Source organism: Limnobacter litoralis, from assembly GCF_030160455.1.
GTDB lineage: Bacteria > Pseudomonadota > Gammaproteobacteria > Burkholderiales > Burkholderiaceae_B > Limnobacter > Limnobacter litoralis.
The window spans coordinates 116,290-129,998 of the sequence record NZ_BSOJ01000015.1 but is presented as its reverse complement, the minus strand read 5'-3'; the positions used below and the strand labels follow the sequence as shown (position 1 = coordinate 129,998).

The 13,709-nt window shown below is 52.8% G+C and carries 12 protein-coding genes; 6 read left to right on the top strand and 6 right to left on the bottom strand.

What is annotated here, in order from left to right; translation table 11 throughout:
* Positions 1 to 7 precede the first annotated feature (7 nt).
* From hrpA to QQJ87_RS07660, 3 genes are read left to right on the top strand one after another with little or no spacing between them, the layout of a single operon-like run.
* Entirely contained in the window at positions 8 to 3,901 is a 3,894-nt protein-coding gene (gene hrpA / locus QQJ87_RS07670; protein ID WP_284280986.1) for an ATP-dependent RNA helicase HrpA, read from the top strand.
* Positions 3,902 to 3,919: 18 nt separating this feature from the next.
* Positions 3,920 to 4,666 (top strand): EI24 domain-containing protein, encoded by a 747-nt coding sequence (locus tag QQJ87_RS07665; RefSeq protein ID WP_284280985.1) that lies wholly within the window; start codon positions 3,920 to 3,922, stop codon positions 4,664 to 4,666.
* A 13-nt stretch (positions 4,667 to 4,679) separates the two neighbouring features.
* Complete coding sequence (locus QQJ87_RS07660) at positions 4,680 to 5,462, top strand: competence/damage-inducible protein A (RefSeq protein WP_284280984.1); 783 nt, start codon at positions 4,680 to 4,682, stop codon at positions 5,460 to 5,462.
* A 95-nt stretch (positions 5,463 to 5,557) separates the two neighbouring features.
* Here the strand turns inward: QQJ87_RS07660 and QQJ87_RS07655 are convergent, their stop codons facing one another.
* The gene (locus QQJ87_RS07655; protein WP_414674894.1) at positions 5,558 to 6,109 is read right to left on the bottom strand and encodes a phasin family protein; all 552 of its coding nucleotides are present in this window, start codon (positions 6,107 to 6,109) and stop codon (positions 5,558 to 5,560) included.
* Between the two features lie 399 nt (positions 6,110 to 6,508).
* Here QQJ87_RS07655 and pbpG point away from each other — a divergent pair, with 399 nt between their 5' ends.
* Entirely contained in the window at positions 6,509 to 7,396 is an 888-nt protein-coding gene (gene pbpG, locus QQJ87_RS07650) for a D-alanyl-D-alanine endopeptidase (RefSeq protein WP_284280982.1), read from the top strand.
* On the opposite strand, the gene QQJ87_RS07645 is transcribed toward pbpG, so the two are convergent.
* On the bottom strand, positions 7,390 to 8,190 hold the full coding sequence (locus QQJ87_RS07645; RefSeq protein WP_284280980.1) for an IclR family transcriptional regulator: 801 nt from the start codon (positions 8,188 to 8,190) through the stop codon (positions 7,390 to 7,392). The two genes, pbpG and QQJ87_RS07645, sit on opposite strands and share 7 nt — an antisense overlap.
* A 138-nt stretch (positions 8,191 to 8,328) precedes the next feature.
* On the opposite strand from QQJ87_RS07645, the gene QQJ87_RS07640 reads away from it, so the two are divergent.
* Both QQJ87_RS07640 and QQJ87_RS07635 read left to right on the top strand, forming a co-directional pair.
* Positions 8,329 to 9,060, top strand: coding sequence for a (Fe-S)-binding protein (locus QQJ87_RS07640; protein WP_284280979.1), 732 nt, complete (start codon positions 8,329 to 8,331; stop codon positions 9,058 to 9,060).
* Positions 9,060 to 10,463 (top strand): LutB/LldF family L-lactate oxidation iron-sulfur protein, encoded by a 1,404-nt coding sequence (locus tag QQJ87_RS07635; RefSeq protein ID WP_284280978.1) that lies wholly within the window; start codon positions 9,060 to 9,062, stop codon positions 10,461 to 10,463. Before QQJ87_RS07640 ends, QQJ87_RS07635 begins: the two co-directional genes overlap by 1 nt.
* A gap of 28 nt (positions 10,464 to 10,491) precedes the next feature.
* Here the strand turns inward: QQJ87_RS07635 and QQJ87_RS07630 are convergent, their stop codons facing one another.
* From QQJ87_RS07630 to QQJ87_RS07615, 4 genes are read right to left on the bottom strand one after another with little or no spacing between them, the layout of a single operon-like run.
* Positions 10,492 to 11,529: a quinone-dependent dihydroorotate dehydrogenase gene (locus tag QQJ87_RS07630; RefSeq protein WP_284280977.1), complete on the bottom strand. Its 1,038-nt coding sequence runs from the start codon at positions 11,527 to 11,529 to the stop codon at positions 10,492 to 10,494.
* Positions 11,530 to 11,535: 6 nt separating this feature from the next.
* The gene (locus tag QQJ87_RS07625) at positions 11,536 to 12,261 is read right to left on the bottom strand and encodes an arginyltransferase (protein ID WP_284280976.1); all 726 of its coding nucleotides are present in this window, start codon (positions 12,259 to 12,261) and stop codon (positions 11,536 to 11,538) included.
* Positions 12,254 to 12,979, bottom strand: coding sequence for a leucyl/phenylalanyl-tRNA--protein transferase (gene aat / locus QQJ87_RS07620; RefSeq protein WP_284280975.1), 726 nt, complete (start codon positions 12,977 to 12,979; stop codon positions 12,254 to 12,256). Before aat ends, QQJ87_RS07625 begins: the two co-directional genes overlap by 8 nt.
* Positions 12,976 to 13,542 carry an NUDIX hydrolase gene (locus QQJ87_RS07615; RefSeq protein WP_284281338.1) on the bottom strand — a complete coding sequence of 189 codons (567 nt, stop codon included), beginning with the start codon at positions 13,540 to 13,542 and terminating at the stop codon, positions 12,976 to 12,978. Before QQJ87_RS07615 ends, aat begins: the two co-directional genes overlap by 4 nt.
* Positions 13,543 to 13,709 lie beyond the last annotated feature (167 nt).

Below are 13,709 nucleotides of genomic sequence, written 5' to 3'. Positions count from 1 at the left end.
GCCTGTTGTGTCACTTATCGAACAAAGTCTGAACATTTCCACCATTCGATATCCCGAAGAGCTGCCTGTGTCGCAACGTCGGGCAGAAATTCAGGCCTTGATTCACGCCCATCAGGTGGTGATTGTCTGTGGCGAAACAGGATCGGGAAAAACCACCCAATTGCCCAAAATGTGCCTCGAGCTTGGTCGGGGGCAGGGCGGTAAAAGCATTGTTCACACCCAGCCACGTCGATTGGCTGCCACGTCGACTGCAAAGCGCATCGCCGCTGAATTGGACTCCGAGTTGGGGCAGGTGGTCGGTTACAAAATTCGCTTTGTTGAAAAAGCGGCCCAGCACACACAAGTCAAACTGGTCACGGATGGCATCCTGTTGGCAGAAAGCCAGTCAGACCCTTTGTTCAAGGCCTACGACACCATCATCATCGACGAGGCCCATGAACGCAGCCTGAACATCGATTTCTTGCTCGGTTACCTGAAGCAGGTTTTGCCCAAGCGGCCAGATCTCAAGCTGATTGTGACTTCTGCAACCATTGACGCACAGCGGTTTGCCAGCCACTTTTCGGATGCAGAAGGCAAACCTGCGCCAGTCATTGAAGTGTCGGGTCGACTTTACCCTGTGGAGATTCGTTACAAAGACCCCTCTGAATACGATCTTCGCAAGCGGAAAAAGTCTGACACTCGTTCGCAAGGCCCATCCAAAGCAGTCGATGACATTGATGAAGATGCATTCAACGAAGCTGCGCTGGACGCCGTGCATGAATTAAACCGGCTTGGACAGGGCGATATTTTGATGTTTTTGCCCGGTGAACGTGAAATTCGCGAGTTGTCGCAGTTTTTCAAAAAGCAACTGGCCGGTTTTGAGGTGTTGCCCCTGTTTTCCCGTTTGAGTGCTGCAGATCAAGAGCGGATCTTCAAGCCGGCAGGCCGACGTCGAATTGTATTGGCCACCAACGTGGCTGAAACCTCCTTGACCGTGCCGGGGATTCACTATGTGATCGATTCCGGGCTTGCGAGGGTTAAGCGGTACAGTTACCGCAACAAAGTGGAAATGCTGCAGGTGGAGCGTGTGTCACGTGCCTCGGCCAACCAAAGGGCCGGGCGTTGCGGCCGTGTGGCCAGTGGTGTCTGCATCCGTCTGTACACCGAAGAAGATTTTCAGGCCCGCCCTGAATTCACGGATCCCGAAATTCTGAGATCCTCGCTGGCCTCGGTCATCTTGCGCATGAAAAGCCTGCACCTGACCGAGGTCGAGGAGTTTCCCTTTCTCCAACGGCCCATGGGGCGCGCAATCGCGGATGGTTATCAGCTGCTGCAGGAATTGAATGCCCTGGATGAACAAGGCAGACTCACCAAGGTCGGTCGGTCCCTGGCGCGATTGCCCTTGGATCCACGAATCGCCCGCATGCTGGCTGAAGCGTCCCAGTTGGGTTGTTTGGCCGAGATGCTCGTGATCGCCAGCGCCTTGTCAGTTCAAGATCCGCGAGAAAGGCCGCACGATGCCCAAGAAGCAGCAGATCAGGCTCAAAAAATCTTTGATGATCCAGATTCAGACTTCATCACCTACCTGAATATCTGGAAATATTATATTGATTTAAAATCAGAAAACGCCACCAATGCTCAAATCAGAAATGCGCTTTCTCGCAAGTTTCTGAATGCCAACCGCATGCGTGAATGGACCGAGGTTCATGGCCAACTGGTCAGTATGGTTCGTGAGCATCATTGGTCCATCAATGCCACGCCTGCAAAGCCAGACCTTGTTCATCTGGCGTTGCTGTCAGGTTTGCTGGGTAACATTGGGCTAAAACACGAGACAGACCCTGTTTATCTGGGTGCCCGAAGCATCCGCTTTTCAATCCATCCTTCTTCGGCCCTGTTTAAAAAGGGTGGAAAATGGATTGTTGCGGGTGAGTTGATGGAAACCACTCGCCTGTACGCCCGTTGTGTGGCAAAAATTCAGCCAGACTGGCTTGAGCGCGTGGGCTCACATTTGATTAAGCGCAACCATGCCAACCCGCACTGGGAAAAGTCCTCTGGGCAGGCTGTGGCGCTTGAAACGGGTTTGATCTACGGGCTGCCAATTTACAGCAAGCGTAGGGTTAGTCTGGCGCGGTTCGATCAGGCCGGCGCACGCAAATTGATGATTCAGGAAGGGCTGGTTCAGGGGCAGGTTCAAACGCGACTGGCCTTTTATTTGCACAATCAACGCTTGATCGAAGAAATCGAAAAACTCGAGCACAAGGCGCGCCGACAAGACATACTCGTCGATGAAAGCCTGATTGCCCAGTTTTATGAAGAACGCATTCCGCAATCGGCCTACAACCTGAAAACACTGGAAGCCTGGGCCAACAATGCGCCAGATGCGGAACTGAAGGCGCTTTATCTCAGCAAAGAAGAGTTGCTGAGCAAGCGAGCGGGCGAGGTGACCACGGATTATTATCCCAAGGCCATTGAGATGGGATCGATGACCTTCGCCTTGAACTATCACTTTGAACCCGGAAGTGCAAAAGACGGTGTAACCATGACTGTGCCACTGATGCTTTTGAACCAGGTCAATGCCCAGCAGTGCGAGTGGCTGGTGCCTGGCATGCTGAAAGAAAAAGTGCACCTCCTCTTGAAGTCGCTTCCCCAAAAGCTGCGTCGCCACTGCGTGCCTTTGCCGCAATTTGCTGAACAGTTTACCCAGTCAAACCTCAATACCTCCCGCCAGCAAAAGCCACTGCTAGAAGTGCTTCGTGATTACGTGGTGGAGCACACGCCAGCCAGGCCCGCTTTGTCCGACTTCCGTGTAGAAGGTCTTCCCGCGCATCACTTCATGAATTTCAAGTTGATGGATGAGCATGGCCGTCAGTTGGACATGCAGCGCAGCCTTTCAGCACTGAAAGCAGAGTGGGGCAAAGACGCCCAGCAAACCTTCAAGGCGTCCACTGAGGCGGTGCGCGCCCAATTGCAGGTGGGTGTAGCGGAGGGGGCTGGCGGCAATACCCAACAGGTCGGCTCGGCGAAGGCGGCAAAAAGCGAGGCAGCCTCTCGCAATGTGGACGGCTTGCCGATTGTCGATTGGTCGTTTGGCGAGTTGCCTGAGCTACTGGAGATTTCGCGGGCTGGGCAAACTTTCTTTGGTTACCCGGCCCTCAAAGACATGGGAGAGCACTGTCAGATCGAGGTGTATGACCAACAGGAAGAGGCGCAGCGAGTCCACGAGGCAGGCGTTCTCAGGTTGTTTGCCATTGCCCTGAAGGAGCCGCTGAAGTTCCTGAACAAGAATCTGCTGGATTTTCAGAAGATTGCCATGTTGCACATGCCGATTGGCTCAGCTGAAGAGTTGCGTGAGCAATGGATCAAACTGGCTTTGAAGCGGGCGAGCCTGTCGGCAGGTCTGCCAGTCAATTCAGAGGCATTCGAGATACAGGCGCAGCAAGCAAAAGGCCGCATCAGCTTGATTGCACAGGAAATTGGCAAGTTGCTGCTTGCAATCATGACAGAGTACTCCACGGTTCAGGCGCGAATCAAAACTGCCGGAAAATCATTTCCGCAGGCGCTTGACGACATCCAGAGTCAGTTGCAATGGCTGCTGCCCAAACAATTTCTGCTTCTCAAGCCCTGGGAGCAGCTGGTTCATTACCCCCGATATCTCAAGGCCATCGTGATTCGTCTGGAGCGATTGCGCAATTCTGCGGATCGAGATCAAGCCTGCATGAAGGAGTTGTCCCAACTTCAATTAAACTGGGTCAGGGCGAATGCGCAACTGAAAGGATTTGAAGACGAAAGTCTGAATCAGTTTGCCTGGCAACTGCAGGAATTAAGGGTTTCCTTGTTTGCTCAGGAACTACGAACCCCCATGCCCGTGTCGGTCAAACGGCTGCAAAAGGCTTGGGACATGATTCAAAAGCGTACCCATTGAACTTTGACAGGAAGCCACATGGAACACGGATTACAAATTTTGCTCAAGGCGCTGGTTGATTCGTTTCGGCCGCGCATGCTGATGTTGACGCTGGTCTCGGTGGCGGCGGCTGCCATTTTCTGGATTGTGTTGATCTGGTTGTCGATCGACCCGTTGGCCAACCTTGCGATCAGTCTGTTGGGCAAGATCGGCATTGATGTGTCTCAGTCTGCGGTGGATTCCTTCGCCTTCGTGGGTTGGCTCAAAGCCTTTCTGGTCCCCATGGCGGTGTTCGGCTTTCTGTGGCCAATCGTGGCCAGTTCCGCAGTTTTGCTTGCCGGGCTCTATGTCACGCCGCCAGTGCTGAATTATCTTGGCCAGCGAGAATTCGGCAATCTTAAAAAGCAAGGTGAGGGCACCTTGCTGATGGGCTTGTGGGTGACCTTGAAAGCGGTGGTCATCTTTCTGTTGGGCTGGATCATCACATTTCCGTTGTGGCTGATTCCTGGCATGGCCTTTGTGTTGCCCTTGATCTGGACTTCTTATCTTTTGATCGCTGTCATGCGCTTTGACGCGTTGTCTGCACACGCCACCCGCGCAGAAATGAAGCTCATCAAGAAAAAGGATGCCTCAACACCCTGGCTTATTGGGGTGGTTTGCGCTTTCCTCAGCTTTGTACCTCCCATCTTGCTGATTATGCCGGTCATGTCTGCCCTCGCTTTCACCCGGTATTATTTGGGGGCGCTTGAAAATATTCGAAACAATACAGTTGTGGATACGCAGTAACAGGACTACACAGATGGCAGCAACACCCAAAATCGGCTTGATTATCGTCGGGGATGAAATTCTCTCAGGCATGCGGCAGGACAAACACCTCGGGGCGGTTATCGAGCGACTGCATGCACGCGGACTTCACTTGTCGTGGGTCCAGATGGCGGGCGATGATCCAGACTACTTGTCTGATCTTCTGTCCGGTACATTCTCTCGGCCTGACATTGTGTTGTGCTGCGGCGGAATCGGCGGAACACCGGATGACCACACGCGGCAGGCCGCTGCCAGAGCTTTGGGGCGACCTATCGTCAGACATCCAGGTGCTGTGGCCATAATCGAAGAGCGGTGCAGTGAAAGTGGTCAGCCTGTGGATGAGTACAGACTGCGCATGGCCGACTTTCCGGAAGGTGCTGCGCTCATTCCGAACCCCTACAACAAGATCGCTGGCTTTACCGTCCATGACCATCACTTTGTACCCGGTTTTCCGGTGATGGCCTGGCCCATGATTGAATGGGTACTGGATACTCATTATCGACAGTTACAGCACAGCACAAGAGAATACAAACAGGCTTTGTTGCTTTTTGAAACGCCGGAGGCCCGAATCACGCCGGTGATGGAAGCCCTGGAAAAGGAATATGTGGGGTGCAAGCTGTACAGCTTACCCAGCGTTGGCGATGACAAACTGGCTCGCCACATTGAGTTGGGTGTGAAGGCACGGGGAGGTGAGGAAATGAAAACACTGGTTTCCCAGGCTTTCACGCGATTGCAGGAAATTCTTCAAGACATGCACTGTGTCACCCAACTGTTGTGAGTGAATAAAAAAAGCCCATCTTGCGATGGGCTTGAAGCCGTGAATTCATGACTTGTGAACGTTCCAATAGCGGGAACGAGGAGACAAAAGGGTGTTCAGGCAGCCTTGCGAGCCTTACCGGCGCTTGAAGCGGCCTTGATGGTGGCTTTTGTGGCGGCTTCAACATTGGCCTCGGCCATTTCAGCCGCTTGCTTGGTGGCTTTGCTCAAACCTTCATAAGCGGTGTTGGCCGCTGTCAGCGCTGATTTCATGAGGGCAACAGCACCTTCGCTGCCGGCAGGCGCGTTTTTGCTTGCTGAGTCAAACAGTTCAACCAGTTTCTTGTTGCTGTCTGCAACATGTTGTTCAACAACCTTGCCAGCTTCTGCCACCAGGCCTGAAGTCAATTGATACACTTCTTTGCCGTATGCAACCGCTTTCTCAGCCAGTGGCTGGCTTACAGAAGTGCTAATGGATACGAATTCTTGAATGTCTTTGGCGGAGGCCAGGGCCTTAACGGCTTCCGTGCTTTCTTCCATGTAACCTTTTACCGCATTCAGGTTCAGTTCAACTGCTTTTTCGATGTTGCTGAATGACTTGTGTCCGAAGCCAAGAAGTGCTTCCAGATTGGCTTTTTGCGCTTCAATTACTTGTTCAGGTGTCATCATCATGGTTTGCTCCGTCAGGTTGGACTGTTAAAAACAGCCGGTTCGAATGATTTTGCACCAATGATGCGGTGCACAAAATGAATTTTACGCCAGATAAATTCTTTGTCAACCTGTTTTTGTTGCAATGCAATATTTTAAGTCCGTTCTGCTTGTTTTTTATAGTAAAAAAGCATATATATCAATTGCTTGATACAAACATCCCACTTTTTTATCAGCAAGAAATGTTGTGAATTCTCATACATTCTAGGATTTCTTACTCTTGTCAGTGTTTGAGTCTCAAATGGCGCGCCGCACAAGGCTCAAGGTGGTCACATGACTTGGTACAAAACCGGTATTGGCGCAATATTTTTTTGTGCGTAGAATGGGGCGCAATTTAACTGGAACTGGCCTCAAATCCTCATGAATAAAGCGATTGCCTTGTGTGCGTGCGTGTTGATCAGCGCGGTTAGCCTGCCTTCAACTGCGTCTGCCCAATCAGGCTCGGACGGTCGAGAGATCGGTCTGCAACGTGCATACGATCCACTTTCTTTAAAAAGTTCGGTGGCCTTGGTGGCCGACGCCAATACACACGAAGTGCTGTTCGCAAAGAACCCACAAGTGGTTCTTCCCATCGCCTCCATCTCCAAGTTGATGACCATCATGGTCAACCTGGAAGCGAATCTGGATCTGAATGAAAAAATTGAAATCACCACCGACGACATTGACCGAATCAAGCACACACGCTCACGGTTAAAGCCCGGTATGGTGTTCACACGGCGTGAATTGATGCATCTGGCATTGATGGCCTCAGAAAATCGCGCTGCCCACGCCTTGGCTCGCAACTATCCGGGTGGCATGCAGGCCTGTGTCGCCAAAATGAATGAAAAGGCGCGGCAATTGGGCATGCTGCACACCCAGTTCGTTGAACCGACCGGGTTGTCTGACGAGAACAAGTCCACCGCCAACGATTTGGCCCGAATGGTGATGCAGGCGCACAAATTTCACCTAATCCGCGAATACACCACCGACCCTGAATTCAGTGTGGAGACCCGCTGGGGTCCTTTGCAGTTCCATAACACCAATCGCTTGGTTAAAAAGCACGACTGGGACATTGAAGTTCAAAAGACCGGTTTCATCAATGAGGCGGGCCGCTGCCTGGTGATGCAAACCAAAGTGGCCGGTCGCGAATTGGTCATCGTGCTTTTGGATTCTGTGGGAACACTGACCCGGTTTGCAGACGCCGAGCGCATCCGCAAATACATCCGAAGCGGTGAAATGTTTAAAACCAGTATGCTGAATGATCAGTAACGGGCAGGGGGGGTAAACGGGGTGATCTTGCCCTGCCAACCCAGCGCCACGCTGATTCTTTGTGCGGTGTGCATGAGTTCGTATTGCCACTCGTCCTGAATGCGGTCCGCCGGTGCGGATATCGACAAACCGGCAATCAACTTGCCCGAATCGTCGTAAATACCAGCGGCCATGCAGCGAACCCCCATTTCGAGTTCCTCATTGTCGCGGGCCAAGCCTTCTTTTTGAACAGTTTGAAGCTCTTTTTCAAGGTCAGGGAGTGTTCTCAGGCTGTTGACAGTGTGACCTTTCAAATGGGTCCGGTCCGCGTAGGCACGCAGGGCGTCTGGAGATTCCTGAGCCAGGAACAGTTTGCCGGTTGACGTGAGATGCAAGGGTGCGCGGCCGCCGATGGCTCTGACCACCTGCATGCCAGACCTTTCGCTGTATGAACGTTCAACGTAGATGATTTCATCACCCTGACGCACCGACAAATTGACTGTTTGACCGGTGTTGCGGTGTAACTTTCGCATAAATTCAAGCGAGGCGTCACGGACGTTCAACCTTGCCTTCACAAGATTTCCCAGTTCAAGCAGTCGCATTCCCAGTCTGTAGAGGCCTGGGTCGGTTCGATCCACCAGCCGGCAAGCGACCATGTCGTTCAGGATTCGGTGCGCCGTGGAGGGATGCAGTTTGGTTTCCTGGGCAAGGTCTTTCAATGCAACCGGATCGGGGTGACTGGCCAGGGTGTCAAGCAACTGCATCATGCGCTCAATGACCTGAATGCTGGTTCTTCCGACGGTGTCCTCGCTCATTGACGTTTCATCCTTTTCATATCAGTGCAGTGTAAACCATATTGTGAAATAGGTCACTTTTTATGGTTTCCACTACTAGTCCTCCTGCGGGCTGGATAATACACTTGGATCACCCCATACAGTGATGGAGAAAGTTTCTTGCGAGTCGGTTTTTTTGTGACCTGTCTGGTCGATTCAATGCGCCCCAGCATTGGTTTTTCAGCCATTGAATTGTTGGAATCTGCTGGCTGTGAGGTGGTGGTGCCGCCTGCCCAAACCTGTTGTGGTCAACCCGCCTGGAATTCCGGAGACCGACAGACCACGCGAGACTTGGCCATCAAATGGTTGAAAGAGTTTGAGGCGTTTGAGCATGTCGTTATGCCCTCGGGGTCTTGTGCAAGCATGGTTGTCAGCCATTACAAGCAGGTGTTTGACTCCGATCCCGACCTGAAATGGCGGGCCAGTCAATTGGCCCAGCGCACCTGGGAGCTGACGGACTTTCTGGTCAACGTGCTCGGCATGGACAAGCTCAAGCTTCGAAAGTCGCCTGAATTGTCGAAGGTCACCTATCATGACTCCTGCAGCGGTTTGCGGGATTTGGGTGTCAAGGCGCAACCCAGGGCACTGATCGATCAGTTGGAAGGGCTGGAACTGGTTGAGATGAAAGACTGTGAGCAATGCTGCGGTTTTGGCGGTACCTTCGCCATGAAATACGGGGATGTTTCCAGCGCGATATGTTCCGAAAAATGTGAAAATATCGAGAACGCCAATGCGCAGGCGGTTGTTTTGGGTGACCTCGGCTGCATGATGAACATTCAGGGGCGATTGGCCCGAAAAGGCACGCATGTGAAAGTGTTGCACGTGGCCGAATTGATTACCGGGAAAAGCTGATGCAAGTTCAAAGCATGTTTTTTGAGCGCAAGTCGATTGAAAAATTGAACGACGCGCGTTTGCAGGAAAATTTGAAGCGTTTGTCTGGCAAGTTCGTTCAGGCGCGAACCAACGCGGTGGCCGAGCTTGAAGACTTTGAGGCCACTCGTTCCTGGGCCGTCTCATTGCGCAAGCGTGCCATCCAAAGCCTGGATGTGTGGCTTGAAATGTTTGAGACCAATGCCAAGGCCAATGGGGCGACCGTTCTGTTTGCGCGTACACCACAGGAAGCCAGTGAGTTGGTGGTCAAGATTGCCAAGCGGCACGCTGTTAAATCAGTGACCAAGTCCAAGTCAATGGTGACTGAGGAAATGGCGCTGAACAAGGCCCTTGAGAAGGCCGGTGTGGCTGTTCGTGAAACGGATTTGGGCGAGTACATTCTTCAAATCAATGACTCAGAGCCACCTAGCCACATCATTGCGCCTGTGGTTCACAAAGACAAGGAGCAGATCGCCGATCTGTTTCACAAAACGCATGGTCTGGCACGCAAGACCGACATTCCGGAAATGACCCGCGAGGCCCGGGAGATTCTGCGCCCCCAGTTTTTGGGTTCAGACATGGGGGTCACAGGCGGTAACTTCGTGATTGCCGAATCGGGCACCGTGGCGCTGGTCACCAATGAGGGCAACGAGGGCATGTGCACGATTGTGCCCAAGGTGCATGTGGCCGTTACCGGCATTGAAAAGGTCATTCCAACCCTGGAGGACTTTGCAACACTGATCCGACTATTGCCAAGGTCGGCCACCGGCCAGAGCATATCCAATTATGTGTCTTTGCTCAGTGGCACCAAGCGCCCTGGTGAGCTGGATGGCCCAGAGCACATGTATTTCATTTTGGTCGATGGTGGGCGCACTGGTTTGTTGGGCGGTGAGTTCGAAGAAATGCTGCGATGCATTCGCTGTGGCGCCTGCATGAACCATTGCCCGGTCTACCAAAAAATCGGTGGGCACGCTTACGGTTGGGTGTACCCAGGCCCGATGGGCTCAGTGCTGACGCCAAGTTACGTGGGGCTGGAGAAGGCAATGGACCTGCCACAGGCCTCTACTTTGTGTGGGCAGTGCCACGTGGTTTGCCCTGTGAAGATTCCGCTGCCTGACCTGCTGCGCAAGCTGCGAGAGCAACAGTTTGAAAGGGGGCTAAGGCCTCTGAAAGAGCGTATGGTTTTCAAGGTTTGGGGCTTTTTTGCGACCAAACCCCGCTTGTACCGTTTGTTGACCCGCGTGATGGTGAAAGTGCTTTCATTCTGGGGAAAGCAAAGCGGTGGCATCCACAATCTGCCCATGGCTTCGGGTTGGACAGCTCAGCGTGATTTCCCCACGCCCCAGGGTTCTACCTTCTTCGAGCAATACAAGCGCAAGCAGTAAGCGTGAAAAGCAAGCGGACTGACGGCCGTCAACTCCGCTTGCAGTTCACCGCGATAGTGGCTGCACATTCAGTCACCAGTTCTGGGCCTTTGTAGATCAAGCCTGTGTACATTTGAACCAGTTTGGCCCCTGCACGAATCTTCTTGACCGCGTCGGCGCCGCTGAAAATTCCGCCCACACCAATAATTGGAATGTCGTTTCCGAGTTCGCCGTGGAGTTTTTCGATCACGTGGGTTGATTTGTCGCGAACCGGCAAACCGCTCAGCCCGCCTTGTTCTGCGCCGTGTCGAAGGTGCGCAACGCTGGATTTGTCGATGGTTGTGTTGCTGGCGATCACCGCGTCGAATTGATAGTGTTTCAACCGCTGGGCAATGGCGACAATCTGCTCATCATCCAGATCCGGTGCGATTTTCAACGCCATGGGTTTATACAGTCCGTGTTCATCGGCCAGTTCCAACTGCCTGTGTTTTAGCTTTTCAAGCAGCACATCGAGGTGATCGCCACCCTGAAGATCGCGCAGGTTTTTGGTGTTGGGCGATGAAATGTTGACCGTGACATAACTGGCGTAGGGGTAAACCTTTTCCAGTGCTTTCAGGTAGTCGTCTGCCGCGTTTTCAACGGGGGTCACGGCGTTCTTGCCAATGTTGATGCCCAACACACCCGGAAAATGGCTCTCGGTGACATTGCGAATCAGATTGTCCACGCCGTGGTTGTTAAATCCCATTCGATTGATCAGGGCATTGGCTTTGGGCAGTCTGAACAATCGGGGTTGTGGGTTGCCGGGTTGGGGCAAAGGGGTAACTGTGCCCACCTCCAGAAAGCCGAAACCCATCCGCCCAAGCTCATTGAGGTAGGCCGCGTCTTTGTCCAGCCCGGCAGCCAGCCCCACCCGGTTTGGAAACTGAATGCCCATGACCGTTACGGGGTCGCTGACGGCTTGGGGCGAGAGATGTTTCAACACGTCGAGGCGGTTCAGCGTTTTCATCAAGGAAAAGGTGACGTGATGCGCGCGTTCAGGATTCAACGCAAACAGGGCTGGCTTGACCAGCGAATAGGGTAAAAGCATGTTGTATCAGGGGTTAAGTGGTTGCCACTGGTTGTCTTGCAGAATTTCGGTGGCTGAGAATCTGGATTTGTAGGCCATCTTCGGACTTTCTTCGATCCAGTAGCCCAGATACAGGTGAGGCAATTTGAGATTGCGGCATTGTTGCACTTGCCACAAAATTCCATACACGCCTAGGCCTGATTTGGCCTCGGGATCATAAAAGGTGTACACCGATGAAAGGCCGTCCGTCAAAATGTCGATGATGGAAACCATCAACAGGCGATCGCTTTCATCCCGAAATTCAACCAAGCGAGAGTTTACCCGTGTTTGAAGCAAAAATTGCGAATATTGCTCGCGACTGTCTTCATCCATTCCGCCGCCTTGGTGCCTGGCCGACTGGTATTTCAGGTAAAGCGAGTAATGTTCAGTGTTGAAGTGAAGCCTTTGAACACTGGGTTTTAGTGCGCTGTAAAGCTTTTGCGTACGGCGCTGGCTGCGGTTGGGTTCAAATGATTCAATCTGAATGCGGAGTGGCCGGCAGGCGCGACATCCGTCGCAATGGGGTTTGTAGGTAAACAGGCCGCTTCGACGAAAACCCATCCGGACAAGTTCACTGTAGACATCGGCGTTGATTAAATGGCTCGGCGTGGCCACCTGAGAGCGCGCCAGTCTGTTGCCTAAGTAGCTGCAGGGGTAGGGCGCAGTGGAGTAAAACTGCAATGCTGAAAAAGGTAATTCTTTGGGTCTAGTCATGTGTCCATTCTAGCTGGCGCGGCGCCCAGGTAAGTGGTGGCTGACTTGCAGCATGCACAAGCGCTGTTTCAAACTGTTGCCGGTCAATTTCACGGGCCCCCATGGACAACAAGTGCCTGGTGGCTTGCTGGCAATCAATTATGTGCACATTCTGTTCGATAAGCCAAGAGACAAAGCATGCAAAAGCAATTTTGGACGCGTCAGTCTGTCGGGAAAACATGCTTTCCCCGTACACCATCCGACCCAGTGAGACGCAATACAGGCCACCTACCAATTCATTGTGGTGCCAGTGTTCTACGCTGTGGGCCAGTCCGCGGGCATGAAGTCCACAATAGGCTTGGATAATCTCTTCCGTGATCCAGGTGCCTGCCTCATCAGAACGCGGGGCAGCGCAGGCGCGCATCACGCCTTCAAAATCATGATTGAGCGTGATTTGGCGATCCGGATCCGCTTGGGCCTTGCGCAGGGCTTTTCTCAAGGACCGGCTCACCTTGAACTCATCGGTAAACAGGACGGCTCGCGGTGACGGGCTCCACCACAACACTGGCTCACCCTGGTTGTACCAGGGAAATATGCCGCGCTTGTAGCTGGCCAGCAGCCAATCAGGGTTCAGTGTTTCACTGGCTGCAAGTAGGCCATTGGGTTGTTGTAGTGCTGAATCAGTGTCCGGAAATTCGGCGGGAGATTGCACCCAGGCAATTGTCCGTTGCTGCGTCATCGGGCCAGGTATGCGTTGTCCGGCCAGTCGGTGTAGTCGTATATGTCACCGCTGTGCATTGAAAATTTGCCCTTTCGGCGGTCTTCAAAAAACAGTTTGAGCGTGTTGGTGACCGTCTTGAATGCGATTTCATCCCAGGGGATCTCGTCTTCAGTGAACAATTTGACATCAAGGCTTTCGACGCCAGCCTTGAACACCGGTTCATGCAAGGTAGCCCGAAAAAACAGATGGACCTGCTCGGCACGCAACACGTCAAACATGGTGAAGGGCGGGCCCAATTCCACGTGCGCCCCAGCCTCTTCAAGTGTTTCCCGAAGTGCGCCCTCGTGGGTGGTTTCGTTCAGTTCCATGAAACCAGCGGGCAGGGTCCAGTAGCCGTAGCGTGGCTCGATGGCGCGCTTGCACAGCAATATCCGCTCACCGTGCACGGGTACAGTGCCCACGACCACTTTTGGATTGACGTAGTGTATGGCCTTGCATTGTGGGCAACAGGCCCGCTCACGGTTGTCGCCCTCGGGCACTTTGAAAACAAGTTCTGTTGCGCAGGCACTGCAATATTTCATGGGTGGAATCTCGACCAACAAATTTTTTAAATACGCTTGCAGTTTAACCGACAATTGTGTGTATAATTCGACCTGCTCGGATTGCTGAGGCAATGACAGCAAAGACGCATGTGGATTGGTTTTCATGACATTCACTGTGTTGGTTTAAGAAAATAAAAACTCAACTA